Below are 17712 nucleotides of genomic sequence, written 5' to 3' on the forward strand. Positions count from 1 at the left end.
CAACAACATCACGCGGCCGGCGAGTTGGGCGAAAGTGGCTCTCCGTGAGGGCGCCACTGGGCCGGCCGCACGTTTCAGGGGGAGAAACATGAGTTTTCGAGGCATGAAGGACGATATGGCGCGGAGCCTCGCCTCCGCGCTCGACCTCGGTGGAGGCGCACTCGCCATTCAGGGCGGTCTGGTCCGCGGAATTCTCACCAAATGGGGAGCACAGGCGGGAGCCGTCGCGAAATTCCCCGTCCAGGCCAGTTGGGGCCGGGGCCAGGCGTCGGATGTGCGCCACCGCCTCGGGCTGCTCAACGGCGACCCGGAGTACCAGTTGGCGATGGCCGCTCATCTGGGCCTCATCAAGACGTGGGAATGGGCCGAGAAGAACAAGGAGAAGTTCGACAAAGAGGTGGTCGAAAGCGCCCGGAAGCTTGGCAAAGAGGGCGAGAAGCTGGCCGACCAGTACGCGGCGGACACCGGGGCCGGGGCGAAGGGGCTCGCCATCGCCAAAGGTGTGGCGGCCTACCGTCGCCTGAAGGCTGTTTGGGATGCGAAGAACGAGGTCAAGAACGCCAAGGCGCTGCTGGAGATCAGCGAAGGGTTCCGCGGGAACTACGACGAAGCGCTCGAACTATTCGACAACACAAAAAAAGGCTACACGGCCGCGTGGAAGCCGCTGGAGGTCCTGTCGAGGTTGAAGGGCCTGAGCTGGCTCAACAAGGCACCGGGCGCCGGCATTTTGGACAAGGCGCTGGTGCCACTCTCCTTCGCCACGGGCGTCAAAGAGGTGTTCCTCCCGAGCCACAAGGGCGCGTACGGGACCGCCGACCGCGTGATGGGTGGCGTGCAGGCGGTCAGCGCCGGTGCCGTCATGGCCGGCTGGACCAGTGCTGCGATCGCCGGATCGGCGATCCCCGTCGTCGGCTGGGTGGGGCTCGGCGTGGCGGGCGCCTACTTCCTGGGCAGTTGGGCCTGGGACAAGTGGGGCGGGGACGTCAAGGCGTACGCCAAGAAGAAAGTCACCCAGACGGTCAGGGGCGCGGTCAATTTCGCCGAACGGGTGGCCCCTGGGCCGGTGAAGAAACTGAAGAAACTCAAATTCTGGTAGCGGGTCAGCGCGCCCCGCCGCGTCGGGCGCCATCAGGAGCAGCACGCCGGCGGTTGACGGAGCAAGGGGTATCGCATGTTGAAGTTCGAGGACAAGCAACACCTGTCCGGGCTCATCGGTGGCGGGCTGGCGACTGCCGAGTGGTGCAAGATCGGCCCCCTCCCCAAGCCGCCACCGGACGTCCACGAAGCGGCCGGAAACGGGCCCTTGCGACCGGCCTTTGTGCGCCCGCTCGGCATCGCGGGATACGTGCTGGCAGCCCCGGTCTGGCTGGTCGTCGGAGTTGCCGGTGCCATAGAGGCGCTGTTCGAGTTGGTCTTCGGAGTCTTCACCATCAAGAAGAACAGAAGGCTGAACAGGGAAGCTGAGCAGCGAAAGGCCGAGATCGCGGCGCACGGGCTGAACGAGGTGTTCGACGGCGACTGGAACGCCGCGGCGGGCCAGTTGCTGCTGCGCTGGTACAGCCAGTCGTCGCACCCGAAACGCCTGGTGCTGATCGCCCCGGGGCGCATCGTGCTGGCGGGCCCGCCCAAGCGGGTGACGCTCGGAGCACTCGACGAGTCGGACGTCCTGTACGAGATTCCGGGCGACCAGGCCGTCATCGAGGACCCGTTGAACGGCCGGCTGGACACCGATAAGTTCCGCATCCGTTTCTCCGACGGCTCGTGGATCGTGTTGGAAGTGACGGATAGGCCGAGCGGTATTCACGCACGGCTCAAGACTATGGCAGAGAGGGGCGGGGACAACCCCGACGGCTTGCCGGTCGTCGTGGGACCCCGCCCGGCCCCGTAAGAAGGCCCGTAAAAAAGCCTGTAGGAAAGGAAGAACGAGTTTTCATGGCTCTCTCACAGGAGGAGGAAGAGCGCGATGCCGTTGACATCCTCGCGCAAGCACGGACGACACTGGCCGAGGGCATCGCTGAGGCGGGTGGAGGTAATCGGGCCATCCTGCGGCTGACCGACGAGGAACTGGCGGTCATCGACACGGAGCCGATGGATGAGCGGCTGGTGCCATCGCCACACCTGGCGAAGATGCCCGAGGACCAGCGGGACACCGCGATCGCCACCGCCCTGCGCTCACTCGTCTCGCGCGAACTCATCGAGGTCGCGAACATCGAGGAGATCGACGAGCTCATTCGCCAGCAGGAGGCCGCCGAGGCGCGCGGCGAGACGCTGAACGAACGGGCCCCCATCGACATCAGGTTGGCCGAGAAAGCCGCCCTCGTGCTCAGCCTCCGCGGCAGTGCGGAACGGGTGCTCGCCGCGGATCTGACGGCCAGCGACGACACCTCGCACGCCTTCGTCTACATCCACGCGAACGACCTCTTTCTGGTAGAGCGCGTGACCAGCGGGGGCATGCATTTGTTCACGCTCACCAACGCGCCCGAATCGGCCGCCGAACTGGTGCAGGCGCTCGTGGACCCGTTCGGCGTCGCGGAAACCGAAGGCCCGGCACAGCAGCTTTCCCCCGATGCGCTGGACCGAGACAGCGTTCCCCGGTCGGTGCGCCGCGTCATCGACACCGCGTTGGTGGTCGGGCAGCTCATGGTTCTCTCGGATACCGAGGGCGCCCTGGTGACGACCTACGCCACCGGCAAGGAAGTCATGACGGTGACGGTGGACGAGCCGCACTCGCCGAAGGGAATCGTGGCCCAGACCCTGAGCACCAGGGCGCTGCGCCGGAAGATCATCAAACTGCTGAAATTGCCCAAGGCGTAAGTCACGTGCCCGCACACGGGGGTGGGAGCCATGAGTAAGGTCTCTGACTGCGAGAAGGACATTCGCGATCTCAAGCGATACGCGGATGAACTGGAGCGCGCGCTCGACGCCGTGCAGAGGTATTCCGGCGACACCGTATGGCGTGGCCCTGCCGGCGACCGTTTCCGGGCGGACTGGGGAAAGCGGTCCAAGGAAATTCGAGCCGCCCTGCAGTACGCCAAGGAGGAGATGGAGCGCGTCAAGAAGAAGCTGGAGAAGGAGGAGGCGGAGAAGAAGAAGGAGGACGACTGACCCGCCTGACCGGGTTTCCGTACGGTCACGCTCGCGGAGGGCGCGGCACTCTCGGACGGGAACGGAAGCTCGGCGGAGGGCACCAAGCGCGGGGGTAGGAATAGGGGGGAACATGCTGGACGAGGAAGACCGCACGCGAGCGAAGGATCTTCTGCGGTACGGGCGCTTCACGGAAGAGCTGCTGCCGAGCCAGGTGGTCGGCGAGTGGTGCAAGCTCGACTCCATTCCCAAGCCGCCGCCTGACGTCCACGCGGCGGCGGGCAACGGCCGACTGAGGCCAGGCCACGTGCCGTTGGGTTTCGCACTGCTGATGGTCCTGGCCGCTCCCCTGTGGGCCGCGGTCCTCGCCTACGCGCTGCTCGAAGGCGCGCTGACGTTGCTGGTCGCGGCCTTCCGCCCGGGGAAGAACCTGAAACGCGCGCGCGGGTCCTGGCGGGAGTCGAGAGCGGAACGGAAGGCCGTGGCCGAACACGGCCTGGACCGCGTCTTCGACGGCGACTGGGGCGGTGCGGCGGGGCAGTTCCTGCTGCGGTACTACACGCTCTCCACGCACTCCCAGCGGCTGGTGGTCCTGGTGCCGGGGGCGATCGCCTTTCTCGGCCCGACGGAGCGGGTGGGGTTCGGTAAGGGCAAGGAGATGCAGGTACTCCAAGTGCTGTCGGCCGACCAGGCGGTGATCGAAGGCCCGCCGGCCGGGCTTCGGACGGCGGGCGTACTCCGCCTGCGGTTCGCGGACGACACCTGGGTCGTCCTGCGGTCCGACACACCGAGCGACATCCACGCCCTCCTGGAACGTGAACTGCCGAGAGGCAACCCGGAGGGCTACGCACTACGGCGCGAGGTCAGGTCAGCGCCGCCACCACGCCGCCCGCCCGACTGACCGACCGCCCGACCGACCGGTGCCGCGCCCGCACCGGTCGGGGCGGCACCGGTCCGCCGCTCACCCCTTGCTCACCGCCGCCAAAATCTCCGGCAGCCGGTCGGCCGTCCGGGGAGCGGCCAGGCGGAGGCCGATGTGGGTGATGGCGTAGGCGTAGGCCGCGCCGATGGGGAGGATGAGCCACAGGAGGCCGTGGTGGTCGGCGACGTGGAGCCAGATGGTCAGGCCCAGGACCGGGGCGCAGAGCAGGGCGCCGACCAGCATGCCGCCGAGGATGGAGATCCAGGCCAGGCCCGCCTGGCCGGGGACGACGTTCTTGTAGCCGCTGTCCTGGGGGATGGAGTACGGGTAGCGGGCCGAGGCGAGGGCGCCCGTGGCCAGCAGCGCGCCGAGCATGGCCAGCGAGAGTCCGAGGACCTCCGGGAAGGCCGCCCAGTCGCCGAGCAGGGCCGCCGCGCCGATGACCACCAGCGTGACGTACGGCAGTGCCACCAGGACCAGGGCCAGGGCTCGGCCGCGGAGTTCGAGGTAGGCGTCGCGCGGGGTGCCGATGGTCTGGGCGACCATCCAGAAGGCCGACGAGTCCTGCCCGAACTGGTTGTACATCTGCATGCCGAGCAGCCCGGCCGCCCAGCACGCCGAGTACACGCTGCCGCCTCCCTGCGCCACCATGACCACCGGCAGCAGCAGCCCGATGCCCAGGGCGGTGGCCCAGCCGGCCTTGGTCTTCGGGTCGCGCCAGGCGTAGCGCAGCGTCCGCAGCATGACGGTGCCGGTGCGGCCGGCGGGCAGCCAGCGGGCCGGGCCGCGTGCGTCCGTGGGGCGCGTGCGCTCCTGGGCGACCTGGATCGTGGAGGAGTCAGGGGAGGTCATGAGCGTGCTCAGGGAACGCTGCCAGAACCACACGATGCCGGCCAGGGCCGCGACGGTGAGCCCGAGTTGCGCGGCGGCCGTCCCGTACGACCCGTCGCCGACCGACCACACCGCGTCCACCGCGGCGGCCGGCGGCACCCAGCGCAGCACGTCCGCCGCCGGCTCCAAGGCGCCGAGGCCGCCGGCGTCGGAGAGCTTCTGCGTGCCGAGGTTGACGGCCTGCGCGCCCACCGCGATGAACAGGCCGCTCAGCAGCGCCAGGTCGCGGCCCTTGCGGCTGGTCAGCAGCCGGATGTTGGCGGTCGCGACCATGCGCGCCAGCGCCACGCACACCAGCATCGTCAGCGCCACCGCGAGCACGGCGACGGCCGCCGCAGCGGCGCCGTGCGCCACGGCCACCACCGAGCCGACCGCCAGCGCCAGGGTGAACAGCGGGCCGATGCCGATCAGCGAGGACGTCAGGAGCGCCGCGATCAGCGTGTGGGGCCGCAGCGGCAGCATCACCAGCCGGGTGGCGTCCAGCGTCTCGTCGCCGCCGGGGAAGAACAGCGGCATCACGGCCCAGCCGAGGGCGAGCACCCCGGTGAGCGTGACGACGAGGGCCGCGGCGTGCTCGTGGCCGCGCAGCGCGATGAGGCCGAGGAGCTGGAGCACGGCGAACAGGCCGACGAGGACGACCGAGGCGATGTACGCGGCGCGCCGGCCGCTGGACTGCCGTAGCCCGTTGCGCAGCAGCGACAGCTTGAGCGCGGCGAAGACCTGGACGAGCACGGCGACCGAGGCCGGCGCGGGGGCCGCGAAACCGGACCCGGCGAGCGGGCCTCGCGTTCCTTCACCGCCCGCCGGAGGGAAGGAGGGTCGCGGGGCGGCGGCAGGCTGTGGCGCAGCGGGCTGCGCCACGGAGGGGCGCGGGAGGGCAGGGTCCCGCGGCTGCCGCGGCTGCTCCGGCGATGGGTGGCTCATCGGGCGCCGCCCAACCAGTCGAGGTCGTGGCCCTGCTGGCGGTTCGCGCCCACCAGCTCCAGGAACGCGTCCTGCAACGTGGGCGCGGCGCCCCGTACCTCGGCCAGCGGGCCGTGGGCGCGGATGGTCGCGCCGGCCATCACCGCGACCCAGTCGCACAGCGACTCCACGAGCTCCATCACGTGGCTGGAGAAGACGACGGTGGCGCCCGAGGCCGTGTAGCGCTCCAGGACGCCCCGGATGGTCTGCGCGGAGACGGGGTCCACGCCCTCGAACGGCTCGTCCAGGAAGAGCACCTCGGGGTTGTGCAGCAGCGCCGCCGCGAGCCCGATCTTCTTACGCATGCCGGTCGAGTAGTCGACCACCAGCTTGTGCTGCGCCCCGGCCAGGTCGAGCACGCCCAGGAGCTGGGTGGCCCGGCTGTCGACCTCGTCGCCGTCCAGGCCGCGCAGCCGACCGGTGTACGCGAGGAGTTCGCGCCCCGACAGCCGCTCGAACAGCCGCAGCCCCTCGGGGAGCACCCCGATCCGGGCCTTGACGGCGACCGGGTCGCGCCACACGTCGTGCCCGGCGATCTCCACCTGGCCGAGGTCGGGCCGCAGCAGGCCGGTGATCATCGACAGCGTGGTGGTCTTGCCGGCGCCGTTCGGGCCGACGAGGCCGACGAACTGCCCGGCGGGGAGTTCGAGGTCGATGCCGGCGACGGCCACCTGCTCCCCGAACCGCTTCCAGAGCCCGGACACGCGCACCGCGGGTGGCCGCTCGGCGCCCGCGCCCCCCGGCGCCGGCCGTTGCCGGCCGTCGGCCTCGGCGCCCGTCGGCGCTCCGGTCGCCGCCGTGCCGCCGGTCACCGCCGTGGTGTCGGTAAGCGGTTGCTTCGCCGCCCCCGAGCTGGTGTGCGCTGCCTCCGATGCCACCGATCTCGCCCTCCGCCGTCGCCCGGAGGTCCGTGTCGCCCCCGCGCAGCGTCCACCCTAAGGCCGCGCGCCCGGGGGCGGGGGGGTCGCACCCGGGCGCGCTGACGGAATGCCCCGACCCGCAGGTCAGGCGCGGTGTCGGCTAGCGGCGCCGGGCCACGCTGGCCTCGCGTCCGCACGCGTACGCCAGGGCGCTCGCCAACTCCTCGACGTCCGGCAGCCAGCGGTTGGCCGACGTGGGCTGCCGTGCCCACAGCACCGGGCCCCGCGAGCCGACCCGCGAGGGCGGCGCCACCACGTAGTCCCCCTCGCCGCGCGGGACCAGGTCGAGCGCGGCGGGCGGCCAGCCGATCCGCCGGACCAGGTCGAGGACCTTGAGCGCGCCGCCGGGCAGCACCCAGAACAGCATCCGACGCCCCGGCGTGCAGGCGATGGGGCCGAGCGGCACGCCCATCCGCTCCATGCGGGCCAGCGCCAGGCAGCCGGCTGACTCGGACACGTCGAGCACATCAAAGGTGCGCCCGGTGGGCAGCAGGATTGACGCCCGCGGGGTCTTCTCCCACATCCGACGCGCGGCGGCGGGGCTGCCGCTGGCCGCGCCCGCCCAGTCCGCCCGCGCCGGGTGCGCCCCGGGCGCCGGGCAGTCGGCCCGCTGGCACGAGCACCGTTCGCCGCCCTCGACCACCTGGAGCCAGGTGCCGGGGTGGACATCCCAATGCCGCTCTTCCGCGTACCGCACCGCCGCGTCGAGCAGCGACTCGCCGCGCTGCTGGGGGATCTGCGCACTTGCTGTGACGTCCAAGGTCTTCTCCACGCTCACTCAACTACCGCTGTCACCAAGGGTTACGGCTGGGCCGAAGCCGGGGAGGGGAGCATCACTACGGCACGCGGGGCGCATGGATGCATGGGTGGGGGCGCGTACGAGGACTCGGCCCGTGTGCGGGTAACCACCTTCCGTGACGGGACACGGTTCGGACCCCGAAGGCCGCGTGGCCGACGGGCCCGAAGCAGCCGATGGCCGTCGTGCGTGCGCCACGCGGGCACGTGCTGCGTCTCCCGCTCCGCGGGCGGGCAGCGATCGCGAAAGACCGGCGTTCACGAGGTGAACGCACCGCAGTAACAGGGGGTACACCATGGCCGCTAGGCCACTCGTGGCGCGGCAACCGAACGAACGGTTGCAGGCGCTCATCCAGGAAGCGGCCTGCTCCAACGCGGGCCTGGCGCGCCGCGTCAACATGTGCGGCGCCGAGCACGGCCTCGACCTGCGCTACGACAAGACGTCCGTGGCCCGTTGGCTGCGGGGCCAGCAGCCGCGCGGGCGCGCGCCCGCCGTCATCGCCGAGGCGCTGGGGCGCAAGCTGGGGCGCACGGTCACCATCGACGAGATCGGCATGGCGGGCGGCAAGAACCTCGCCTCCGGCGTGGGCCTCCAGTTCTCGCCCACCGTGGTCGGCGCGATCGAGCAGGTCTGCGAGTTGTGGCGGAGCGACGTGGGTCGGCGCGACTTCCTGAGCGGTTCGACGGTGGCCGCGTCGGCGCTGGTCGAACCCAGCCGGGACTGGTTGATCACCAGCGCCGACCCACAGGTGGCGCGCACGGCGGGGGCCCGGGTCGGCAAGGCCGACGTGGCGGCCGTCCGGGCCACCACGGAGGCGCTCGTCGCCCTCGACCACCAGTACGGCAGCGGCCATGTGCGTCCGGTCGTCGTCCACTATCTGAACAGCGTGGTCTCCGGGCTGTTGGCCGGCTCGTACCGGGAGTCGGTGGGCCGCGACCTGTTCGCCGCCGTCGCCCGGCTCACCGAACTCGCCGGCTACATGGCCGTGGACACCGGCCAACCCGGGCTCGCGCAGCGCTACTACATCCAGGCGCTGCGGCTGGCCCAGGCCGCGGGCGACCGGGCCTACGGCGGGTACGTCCTGGCCGCGAGCATGAGCCACCTCGCCGCGGCGCTGGGCAACCCGCGCGAGATCGCCCAGTTGGCGCGGGCCGCGCAGGAGGGGGCGCGGGGGCAGGTCACGCCGCGGGCCCGGGCCATGTTCCACGCGGCGGAGGCCCGCGGACACGCGCTGCTCGGCGACGCCAGGGCCTGCCAGACCTGTGCCCACCAGGCCACCACCGCCCTGGAACAGGCCGATGCCGCCCCCGACTCCGGCGACGACCCGCCCTGGATCCAGTACTTCGACCACGCCTACCTCGCCGACGAACTCGCCCACTGCCACCGCGACCTGGGCCAGGGCGAGGCGGCCGGGCAGCGCGCCAGGGAGGCGGTCGAGGGGCACCCCGACGCGCGCGCCAGGCGGCGCGCGATCGGCCTGCTGCTGATGGCCGCGGCGCACGTGCAACAGCGCGAGGTCGAGGAGGCGTGCCAGACCGGGACCCGCGCCCTGGAACTCCTCGGCCAACTGCGTTCGCACCGCGGCGCGGAGTACCTGGACGACCTCCAGCAGCGGCTCGAACCCTTCCGGGACGAGCCCGTGGTCCGCGAGTTCAGCGCCCGGCTTGAGGTGGCGGCGTAACGGACCCGGCGACCGGCCGCCGCCCCGCGCCCCGGCGCGCGCCCGGGAGCGACCGGACAGGGGGAGCAGGGGGAGCGGCCCCCGGCGGGCGGCGCGACACGGCCAGGACCAGCGGAAGCAGCGGTACCAGCGGGACCAGCAGCCGCGCGAGCGGTGGACGGGGGTGATGAGCCGGGGCGGAGGGGCCCGGACCCGTGCGGGGAGGGCGCGGCGCCGCACCGGGGGAAGGCGGGGGATGGCGTCGCCGGCACGGGGCCGGCGGGGGCCCGGCACCGCGCGCGTGCGGGCCCCCGCCGATGTCCGTCGGTGCTGACGGAGACGCCCACGACCTCGGTGACCGTCCCGTCGCGGAGGCCGCCCGGGAGCCGCGCAACGCCCCTGGCGGCGTGGGCGTTGTGCGGGAGCTTGTGACGGGCTGCGTGGGCTGTCGCGGCCCGCCCCATCCGTACCGGTCCGCGCCCCCGCAGGCCCCCTACGGGGCGGGCCCGGGAGCGCTGCCCGCGGTCCGCGGGGCGCGGGGACCCGGTAGCGTGACGGGCGGTTCCGTACTTCCGCATAACGCATAGGAGTCCCGGTGACGCAGAGCGGACAGGGAAATGAGCCGCAGCCTCCTGCGGTCCCGCCCGCGCACGAGGGCGTGGTCCTGCCCTCCGCTGGCCTCCGCCACGGTGGGGGGCAGGGCGCTCCGTACGACTGGCCCTCGCCCGAGCAGGCGGCCCCGGCCGAAGGCCAGCCGTGGGGTGACCCCTGGGGCCCCGACGCGCCGCGCCCGCCGCAGGGCCCACCGCCCGGCGCCCCCGCCGGGCAGGCCGGGACGCTGATGCCACGGGAGCCGGGGCCGGGCCAGCCGCTGCCGCCCGCCGCGCCCGCTGGGTACGGGCAGGCCCCCGGCCACGACTCCGACGCGACCCAGCTCATCCCGCCGGTCGGCGGCTCCATACCGGGCGGGCCCCCGCCCGGCGCGCTGCCCGGGCCGATGCCGGGCGCCCCGCTGCCCGGTGGCGCGCAGCCGCTGCCCGCCGAGGGAACGCCCGGCCCCGCGCCGGCGCCGGGTTACGGCGGCCCCGGGGCCCCGCTGCCGGCCGAGGCCGGAGCCTCCCCGGCCCTCCCGCCGCACCAGGCCCACCAGCCGGGCCAACCGGGCCAGCAGCAGGGTTACGGCTACCCCCAGCCGCAGCAGGGCTACGGTTACCCGCAGTCCGGCCAGGCCCCCGGCTACCCGGCCCAGCAACAGGGCTACGGCTATCCCCAGCAGGGCTACGGCTACCCGCAGTCGTCCGGCCAGCCCACCGGCCACGCCCAGCAGGCCGACCAGGGGCAGGCCCCGCGGCAGCAGCCCGGCCACCCAGGGCCGTACCCCGGGCAGTCCCAGCAACCCGGCCAGGCCCCCGGCTACCCGGACCAGTCGGGGCAGTTCAGCCCGTACGGCGGCCAGTCGGGCCAGCCGGGCGGGAACGGCCAGCCCGGTCAGACCGGCCAACTCGGCCAGAGCGGTCAGCCCGCGCCGTACCAGCGGCCCGAGGCGCAGCCGCAGACCCAGATCCTGCGCGCGCAGCCGGCGCCGCCCGAGGCCGACCAGGGTGGCCACACCCAGATCCTGCGCCCACAGCCACCGGCCCCCGCGACCGACCAGGGCGGCCACACGCAGATCCTGCGCCCGCAGCCGCCGGCCCCGGGGCAGCAGCCTCGGTCGGGCCACCGGCAGCCGCAGCCCGAGCCGCGCAAGCCCCCCGAGTCGCCGGCCGAGTCCACCACGATGCTGCGCCGGCCGAACTTCGACGGCGGCCCGCCGCGGCCGGGCGTGGGCGAGGAGACCCAGGTGCTGCCGGGCCCGATCCCGGCCACGGGCCAGCCGCCGTACCCGGGCGGCGCGCCGTACGGGGTGCGCCCCGGGGCGCCCGGGGACCGGCAGCCGCCCGCGGAGTTCGACGGTCTCTTCCGGGCGGACGGGGCGGCCGAAGGCCCGGACTCCACCCAGCAGATGCCGCTGTACCAGCAGGACCCGGGCCCGCAGCCCCCGCAGCAGGGCCCGCCGCACGGTTCGTACGGGCACGGTCACGGCCCGGGCCACGACGGTCCGGCCGGCTACGACGGGCCCGGTGCCGTCGGCTACTCCGGTGACGACGGGGGTCGGCGGCGCTCGCGGCGCGGCGTGGTGATCGGCGCCGTGGTCGCGGCCTGCGCCGTGGCCGGGCTCGCGGCCGGTGCCGCGATGAGCATGGGCGACGACGACAAAAAGGACAAGGGCGACAAGTCCACCGACCCCGGCAAGGAGGTCGTGGCCAGCGAGTCGGCGGCGCCGTCGGCCTCCCCGTCCCCGACGCCGACCAAGACCACGGACCCCGCCGAGCCGCAGGCCAAGGCGCTCGACGCGTTGCTCAAGGACAGCGGCAACAGCCGCGCCAGCGTGATCGCCTCGGTCAACAACATCAAGACCTGCAAGGCGCTCCCGAAGGCCGCCGCCGATCTGCGGTCGGCGGCGCAGCAGCGCAACGCCCTGGTGACCCGGCTCGGCGAACTCAAGCTGGACAAGATCCCGCGGAACGCCGAACTCACCCGGGCGTTGACCAAGGCGTGGCGGTCGTCCGCGTCGGCGGACAACCACTACGCGGCCTGGGCCGACCAGGCCGCCAAGAAGAAGGGCTGCGACAAGGGCAAGGCCCGCGTCACCGGCCACACGGCCTCCGGCAACCGGGCCAGCGGCGAGGCGAGCGCGGCCAAGAAGCAGGCGGCCGACCTGTGGAACCCGGTCGCGCGCAAGTTCGGCCTGACGGAGCGTCAGGCCGCGCAGCTCTGACCGGCCCGCACCCGACCGGCTGGCGCCCGCGCGGGCGCCAGCCGGTCGGGGAAGACGGGGGCGCTACGCCGCCTTGCGGTTGACCAGCGTCTGGCCCACGTCGACGAAGCCCTGCCGGACGGCCACCAACTTGCCGTCCTTGACCACCTGGTAGGTCACGTTGGCGTTGACGATGCGCGGGTAGTCGCGGATCGGCAGCAGGTCCTGGAAGCGCCAGCGGAGCTTGGGGGTCAGGCCGCCGGTGTCCGTGGCGTGGCCGCGGTCGAGCGTGGTGCGCACCGCGTGCGCGCTGATCTTGCCCGGGTCGAGCGAGGTGAGCACGGACCTGAGCACGGTGTACGCGATCCACGTGGTCTGCACGCCGGGGTCGGCGATGTCGATGCGGTTGTCGTCGAAGGCGTAGTCGTGAACGATCTTGTGCATCGGCTTCCAGCGCGGATCGTCGGCGACCGGGTACCAGCCGGTGGCGTACGTCCCCTCCAGGGCGCTGTCGCGTCCGCCAGTGCTGTCCACCAGCGACTGCCGCACGCTGCCCAGGATCGAGGCGATGCGCACCCGCGAGTCGTCCTCCTGCACGCGGCGGAAGGAGTCGAAGAAGGTGTTGGTGCGCTTGCCGAGGGCCGCGGTCACGCACCCCGGGCCGCTGCCCGTCGTGTCCGCGACCGTGCCGTCCGTCACGCCGGTGCCGGAGTCGGTGCCGGAGTCAGTGCCGGTGCCGGTGTCGGTCCCGGTGCTCGCGTCGGAGGTCGGGTCCCCGCCGCTGCCGGCCCCGGTCAGCGCCTGCTGGGCCTGGCGCGTGTAGTCGCTCGCGTCCTCCGGTGCGCGGATGTCGGCGGCCGGGCTGCGGTTGCCCTCGGCGAGGCCGGCGTCGAGGAGTTCGGGCAGTTCGTCGCCGGCGATGGTGTCGGGGCGTACCAGCGACACCGCGCCGCACACGCTCGCCAACTGGCGGCCGTTGCCCGCGAGGAGGGCGGCCTGGCCGCCGTTGACCGGGTACGAGAAGGGGCTGGTGAACTCCTCCTCGGAGAGACCGTAGCCGCCGATGTAGGGGATGCCGGACGCCTCCAGCGGCGACATGAAGGAGCGGCCGTGCTGGCTGTAGGAGCCGACGACGGCCACGGCCTTCTCGTCGGCGGCGCGCCGCGCGCACTGGGCGGCGGCGATGGCGTCGTTGCGTTCGTTGCAGGTGAGGACGCGCAGCTCGCGGCCGTGGATGCCGCCCTTGTCGTTGACCCAGCGGGCGTACGCCTGCGCCATGGCCGGCATGCCCGGCATGTTGGTGGCGTTGGTGTCGTCGGGGGCCCAGGTCATGATGGTGATGGGTTCGTCGCGGGAGCCGTTCGAGGACCCGGAGAGGATGCCGCAGCCGCTGATCAGCAGCGTGCCGGCCGCCGCACAAGCCGCCACTCGCGCGGTAGGGGTAGGACGGAGGAAGGGACGTCGCCGACCGTTCATAGGAAGAGACCCTTGCGTCCCGCCCGGAACGCCTGAGAGTTGTCCGCGTAACGAAAAGTGTATTGGAGGTGAATTGCGGGGGTGCGAGGAGGACTCGATGTGCGGAACGTATGATCGATTACTGTGCAAGGTTCGGAGAAGACTTCCCGTCGCGGTCGCCGCTCGACCACCATGGGCGCTATGCCGCTCACTGACATGCCGTGGTGGCGCTGGCGCAGCAACGTGCGCTCGGCGCTGCACATGCTTTCCGACCCCGCGTTCCAGCGGGACTGCTGGCTCGCGGGCCAGGACGGTTACGGGGACGTGACCGACGCCGTGTACCGACTCGTCGAGGACACCTGGCTGGACAACTGGTCGGCCGAGAAGTACGTCGGGACGATCTTCCGGGACGCGCAGGAGGCCGCGCTCGTGGACGCCGCCGTGCTCCGGGTGCTGCGGATCATGCACGAGGTCGGGGCGGACGCGCCGGTCTCCACGTACATGGGCCACCCCGGCTGGCCCGAGGCGGTGCACGCGGCGCGCGAGGCCCACGTCCACCTGGCCTCGGCCGACGGCGAGGACCCGGACGTGCCGCCGCACTCGCTCCAGGCGCTGGCGCGGCTCACGCAGACGGCCTGAGCCCCGCCGGCGGTGTGCGACGCTATTGGGTTATGAACGCCTCGCAGCCCGCGCCGCCGCCCGCTCCTGAGCACGTCTCCGAGTCCGCCCCCGAGCAGTTCGTCCTCACGCTGTCGTGCCCCGACAAACAGGGCATCGTGCACGCCGTCTCCAGCTTCCTCTTCATGACCGGTTGCAACATCGAGGACAGCCAGCAGTTCGGCGACCGCGACACGGGTCTGTTCTTCATGCGGGTGCACTTCACCGGCGGACGTCGCGGCGAGGGCCCCGGCGGGTCCGCGCCGGCGCAGCCGCCGGTCACGGTGGAGAAGCTGCGGGCGAGCTTCGCCGCCGTGGGGGACTCGTTCGCGATGGACTGGCAGATCCACCGGGCCGACGAGAAGATGCGCGTCGTGCTGATGGTGAGCCGCTTCGGGCACTGCCTGAACGACCTGCTCTTCCGCTCCAGCATCGGCGCCCTGCCGATCGAGATCGCGGCCGTCGTCTCCAACCACCCCACCTTCGCCGAACTCGCCGCCTCGTACGGGGTCCCCTTCCACCACATCCCGGTCACCGCCGACACCAAGGCCGAGGCGGAGGCGCGACTCCTCGAACTCGTCCGGGACGAGGAGGTCGAACTCGTGGTGCTCGCCCGGTACATGCAGGTGCTCTCGGACGACCTGTGCAAGCGGCTCTCCGGGCGGATCATCAACATCCACCACTCCTTCCTGCCGAGCTTCAAGGGCGCCAAGCCCTACCACCAGGCGCACGCGCGCGGCGTGAAGCTGATCGGCGCGACGGCGCACTACGTCACGGCCGACCTCGACGAGGGCCCGATCATCGAGCAGGAGGTCGAGCGGGTCGGCCACGAGGTCACCCCGGACCAGTTGGTGGCGGTCGGCCGGGACGTGGAGTGCCAGGCGCTGGCCCGCGCGGTGAAGTGGCACAGCGAGCACCGCGTCCTGCTCAACGGGCGGCGCACGGTCGTCTTCGCGTAGCCGGCGGCGGGTTGGCGAGTTGACGGGTCGGTGGGCTGGTCGGTCGCGGCTCGCGGCGAACGAGTCGCGGGCGGTCCGGGCGGCCCGGGCGCCGGCCGGTCACAGCCGGGAGAGCGAGGCGGTCGCGTAGAGCACGTCGCGAATGGCCTCGGGGTCGCCGAGCTGCCCGGCCACCACGTCCAGCGGCGGCACGTGGCCGGCCACCAACCGGCAGAACTCCTCCCGGTCCAGCACGAGGTGCGCCACCTGTTCGTCGGGGGACGCCGTCGCGGTGGGCGAGTCGAGCGCGATGCACCAGTGGCCGCCGCCGTGCCCCTCGACCTCCAGGTGCAGCGAGCGGCTCGGCACCCCGGCCCGCCCGAGGTGGCGCGGCGGGCTGGCGAGCCCGGCCTGTCGCCGCTCGGCGAGCGCCCGGGGCAGCAGCCGCGCGCACAGGTCGATCATCAGGTTGAGGTGCGCGGCGGCGGGCGGCCGGTACGGGTAGCTGACGGCCTCCGCGATGTCCACGCCGTGCACCCAGCACTCGAAGGCGCGGTCGAGCAGCGCGTCGCGCAGCGGCAGCGCGAACTCGCCGTACGGCACGGAGAGTTGGCTGATGCCACGGCCGGCGAACGACACGGTCCGCAGCAACGCGTGCCCCTGCTCCCGCCACGGCCCACGGATCGCGCCCGGCCGCGGCCCGGCCCGCGAGGACTCCGGCGGCCGTGGGGTGGCCGGCCGGGAGGCGGCGCGCGGCGGCCGGACGCCGTGCGGGCGCTCGCCGTGGCGGGTGAGCTGGGCAACGTGGGCGGGCTCGGCGCGCCAGTACGCCTCGGTGCGCGCCAGCGGCCCGGTGGGCGCGCCGGGGCCGAGCGGGTCGGGCAGCCCGACGGCGGTGGCGACGATGCCGTCCACGGTCAGCAGGTGGCCGATGACGCCGGCCACGGTGGTGTCGCGCAGCCGGGCCCGCTCGCCGTCGAACCACCGCAGCGCCACCGGGGCGCGCCACTCGGCCTCGCCCATGTCGCCGATCAGCGCGTCGAGCCGGGCGGCCTCCGCGTCGTACGGCGCGGCCCACTCGGGCACCGGGATGCGGGCCGGGCGGCGGCCGAGGCAGCCGGCCAGGACGCGGGACCTGAGCTGTGGGTTGAGGTCGAGGTTCTCCTCGACGTGCAGCAGGCCGACCGCCCTGCGCAGCCGGACGGCCTCCTCGGCGCAGGTCGGGCACTGGTTCAGGTGGTGGTCGACGACCGCGATCTCCTCGGCCGAGCAGGCGGCCAGCGCCCAGGCGCCGAGCATCGACTTGAGGACGTGGTGCGAAGGGGCGGGCGTGCCGGTCAGGTCGGACTCCGCGCTCACGCCGCCGGCCTCCCCTCGCGCGCCGGGTTCGGGAGGGGTGCCGGCCGCCGCCGGCTCCTCGTCTGGTCGCGCTGTCGTGGGGTTGGGTGCATCCGTCTCGGACTCCGTGTGTCGTGTATCGGCCTCCGCGGCCTCGGGCGACCCGCCCTGCGCCGGCACCCCGCGCGGCCGGGCCGGGGCCGGCCCGGGCCAGTGCCCGCCGTCCTCGGCGGGCGGGCGCGGCGCGGGTATGCGCGGCCGTCGGGCGGGGCCGGGGGCGTCGCTGTCGTCGGGGCCGGTGCGGCCCGGTTCGCCAGGCCCGCTCACCGGGCGCGCCCGGGTCCCGGGGGCGAGCTGGCCCGTGGCGCGGCGTCGTGCGCCGTGGAGAGCAGTTGCAGGCCGAGCCGGAGTCGCCGTCTGGCCTCGTCCTCGGTGACCCCGAGCGCGGCGGCTGCTTCGCGGTAATCCCGCCGCTCGCGGTAGGCGAGTTCGAGGGCGTCGCGCAGCGGCGCGGGCATGGCGGTCACGATGTAGTCAGCGCGAGCGGCGGCGGAGGCGTGTCGGATCTTCAGCTCGACGTCCGCCGGGCTGGCCTCGTCGGCGCCCTCGTCCACGCTGACCGCCGTGGACTGGCGCAGTCGGTGCACCGCCTGCCGGTGGGTGAGGGCGGCGATCCAGGACCGCAGCGAACTCTGCTTCGGGTTGAAGGAACCCGGGTTCTCCCAGACGTGGGCGAACACGTCGCGGGTGACGCGGTCCGCGGCCTCCTCCTCGCCGAGCACGCGGTAGGCGAGGTGGTGCACCAGCGACGCGAAGCGGTCGTACAGCTCGCCGAGCGCGGCTGCCTCTCCTCGGGCCAGCCGCTGTTGCATCTTGCGGTCCCAGCGAAGCGGTGCTTGCTGCGTCATGCGGGCCCCCAACGTCCCCGTTCCCCGTCCCGGTCTTCCGGCCGTCTGTCACTGCCTACTCGAATGTAGACCGGAGCTTCGACGGCAACGGGGGTTTGCCGCAAGCTTCGTCGGCCGGGTGGTGGCGGATGGTATGGGGGCGGTCACTTTGGGCCAACGAAAGTCGGGGGACTGTGATCGATGTCGAACGCTCACGTCCGGATGTGTCGATGTGTTATGGGCGTGTGACCGGATCTTGGGGGCTGATGCGCTCTGGCGGGGCATAGGGTCGGGAGGGTTGGCCGGTTTGGCGTGGGTTCTGGGTTTCGTGGCGTGGCGCTCGGGCAGCCGCTCCAGAAGCAGCCAATTCCGGTTCACGGATTTCCGGTGGGCGGACGAGCGAA

15 protein-coding genes are annotated in these 17712 nt (G+C 73.0%); 9 read left to right on the forward strand and 6 right to left on the reverse strand.

What is annotated here, in order from left to right:
* Positions 1-103: 103 nt before the first annotated feature.
* From H7H31_RS20730 to H7H31_RS20750, 5 genes are all read left to right on the forward strand, one after another.
* On the forward strand, positions 104-1096 hold the full coding sequence (locus tag H7H31_RS20730) for a hypothetical protein (protein WP_187062045.1): 993 nt from the start codon (positions 104-106) through the stop codon (positions 1094-1096).
* A 75-nt stretch (positions 1097-1171) separates the two neighbouring features.
* The gene (locus H7H31_RS20735) at positions 1172-1888 is read left to right on the forward strand and encodes a hypothetical protein (RefSeq protein WP_187062046.1); all 717 of its coding nucleotides are present in this window, start codon (positions 1172-1174) and stop codon (positions 1886-1888) included.
* Positions 1889-1932: 44 nt separating this feature from the next.
* Positions 1933-2814: a hypothetical protein gene (locus H7H31_RS20740; protein ID WP_187062047.1), complete on the forward strand. Its 882-nt coding sequence runs from the start codon at positions 1933-1935 to the stop codon at positions 2812-2814.
* A gap of 30 nt (positions 2815-2844) precedes the next feature.
* Entirely contained in the window at positions 2845-3105 is a 261-nt protein-coding gene (locus H7H31_RS20745) for a hypothetical protein (protein ID WP_187062048.1), read from the forward strand.
* A gap of 112 nt (positions 3106-3217) precedes the next feature.
* Complete coding sequence (locus H7H31_RS20750) at positions 3218-3985, forward strand: hypothetical protein (RefSeq protein WP_187062049.1); 768 nt, start codon at positions 3218-3220, stop codon at positions 3983-3985.
* A 60-nt stretch (positions 3986-4045) separates the two neighbouring features.
* Here H7H31_RS20750 and H7H31_RS20755 read toward each other — a convergent pair whose 3' ends face one another.
* The 3 genes from H7H31_RS20755 to H7H31_RS20765 form a co-directional block, all read right to left on the reverse strand.
* Entirely contained in the window at positions 4046-5629 is a 1584-nt protein-coding gene (locus H7H31_RS20755; RefSeq protein ID WP_187062050.1) for a transporter, read from the reverse strand.
* 188 nt (positions 5630-5817) lie between these two features.
* On the reverse strand, positions 5818-6672 hold the full coding sequence (locus H7H31_RS20760; protein ID WP_372456051.1) for an ABC transporter ATP-binding protein: 855 nt from the start codon (positions 6670-6672) through the stop codon (positions 5818-5820).
* 208 nt (positions 6673-6880) lie between these two features.
* Positions 6881-7540, reverse strand: coding sequence for a bifunctional DNA primase/polymerase (locus H7H31_RS20765; RefSeq protein WP_222623864.1), 660 nt, complete (start codon positions 7538-7540; stop codon positions 6881-6883).
* 331 nt (positions 7541-7871) lie between these two features.
* On the opposite strand from H7H31_RS20765, the gene H7H31_RS20770 reads away from it, so the two are divergent.
* Both H7H31_RS20770 and H7H31_RS20775 read left to right on the forward strand, forming a co-directional pair.
* Positions 7872-9257, forward strand: a complete 1386-nt coding sequence (locus H7H31_RS20770) for a tetratricopeptide repeat protein (RefSeq protein ID WP_187062053.1) — start codon at positions 7872-7874, stop codon at positions 9255-9257.
* Between the two features lie 574 nt (positions 9258-9831).
* Positions 9832-12054 carry a hypothetical protein gene (locus H7H31_RS20775; protein WP_187061195.1) on the forward strand — a complete coding sequence of 741 codons (2223 nt, stop codon included), beginning with the start codon at positions 9832-9834 and terminating at the stop codon, positions 12052-12054.
* A gap of 63 nt (positions 12055-12117) precedes the next feature.
* Here H7H31_RS20775 and H7H31_RS20780 read toward each other — a convergent pair whose 3' ends face one another.
* Entirely contained in the window at positions 12118-13509 is a 1392-nt protein-coding gene (locus tag H7H31_RS20780; protein ID WP_187061196.1) for an ABC transporter substrate-binding protein, read from the reverse strand.
* Positions 13510-13626: 117 nt separating this feature from the next.
* On the opposite strand from H7H31_RS20780, the gene H7H31_RS20785 reads away from it, so the two are divergent.
* Together H7H31_RS20785 and purU are read left to right on the forward strand one after the other, a co-directional pair.
* The gene (locus H7H31_RS20785; RefSeq protein ID WP_187061199.1) at positions 13627-14127 is read left to right on the forward strand and encodes an SCO4402 family protein; all 501 of its coding nucleotides are present in this window, start codon (positions 13627-13629) and stop codon (positions 14125-14127) included.
* 32 nt (positions 14128-14159) lie between these two features.
* Positions 14160-15104, forward strand: coding sequence for a formyltetrahydrofolate deformylase (gene purU / locus H7H31_RS20790; protein WP_187061197.1), 945 nt, complete (start codon positions 14160-14162; stop codon positions 15102-15104).
* 99 nt (positions 15105-15203) lie between these two features.
* Here the strand turns inward: purU and H7H31_RS20795 are convergent, their stop codons facing one another.
* Together H7H31_RS20795 and H7H31_RS20800 are read right to left on the reverse strand one after the other, a co-directional pair.
* On the reverse strand, positions 15204-16442 hold the full coding sequence (locus tag H7H31_RS20795; protein WP_408647980.1) for an MDMPI N domain containing protein: 1239 nt from the start codon (positions 16440-16442) through the stop codon (positions 15204-15206).
* Positions 16443-16744: 302 nt separating this feature from the next.
* The gene (locus tag H7H31_RS20800) at positions 16745-17329 is read right to left on the reverse strand and encodes a sigma-70 family RNA polymerase sigma factor (protein ID WP_187061198.1); all 585 of its coding nucleotides are present in this window, start codon (positions 17327-17329) and stop codon (positions 16745-16747) included.
* Positions 17330-17712 lie beyond the last annotated feature (383 nt).

The organism is Streptomyces buecherae (genome assembly GCF_014295035.1).
Lineage (GTDB): Bacteria > Actinomycetota > Actinomycetes > Streptomycetales > Streptomycetaceae > Streptomyces > Streptomyces youssoufiensis.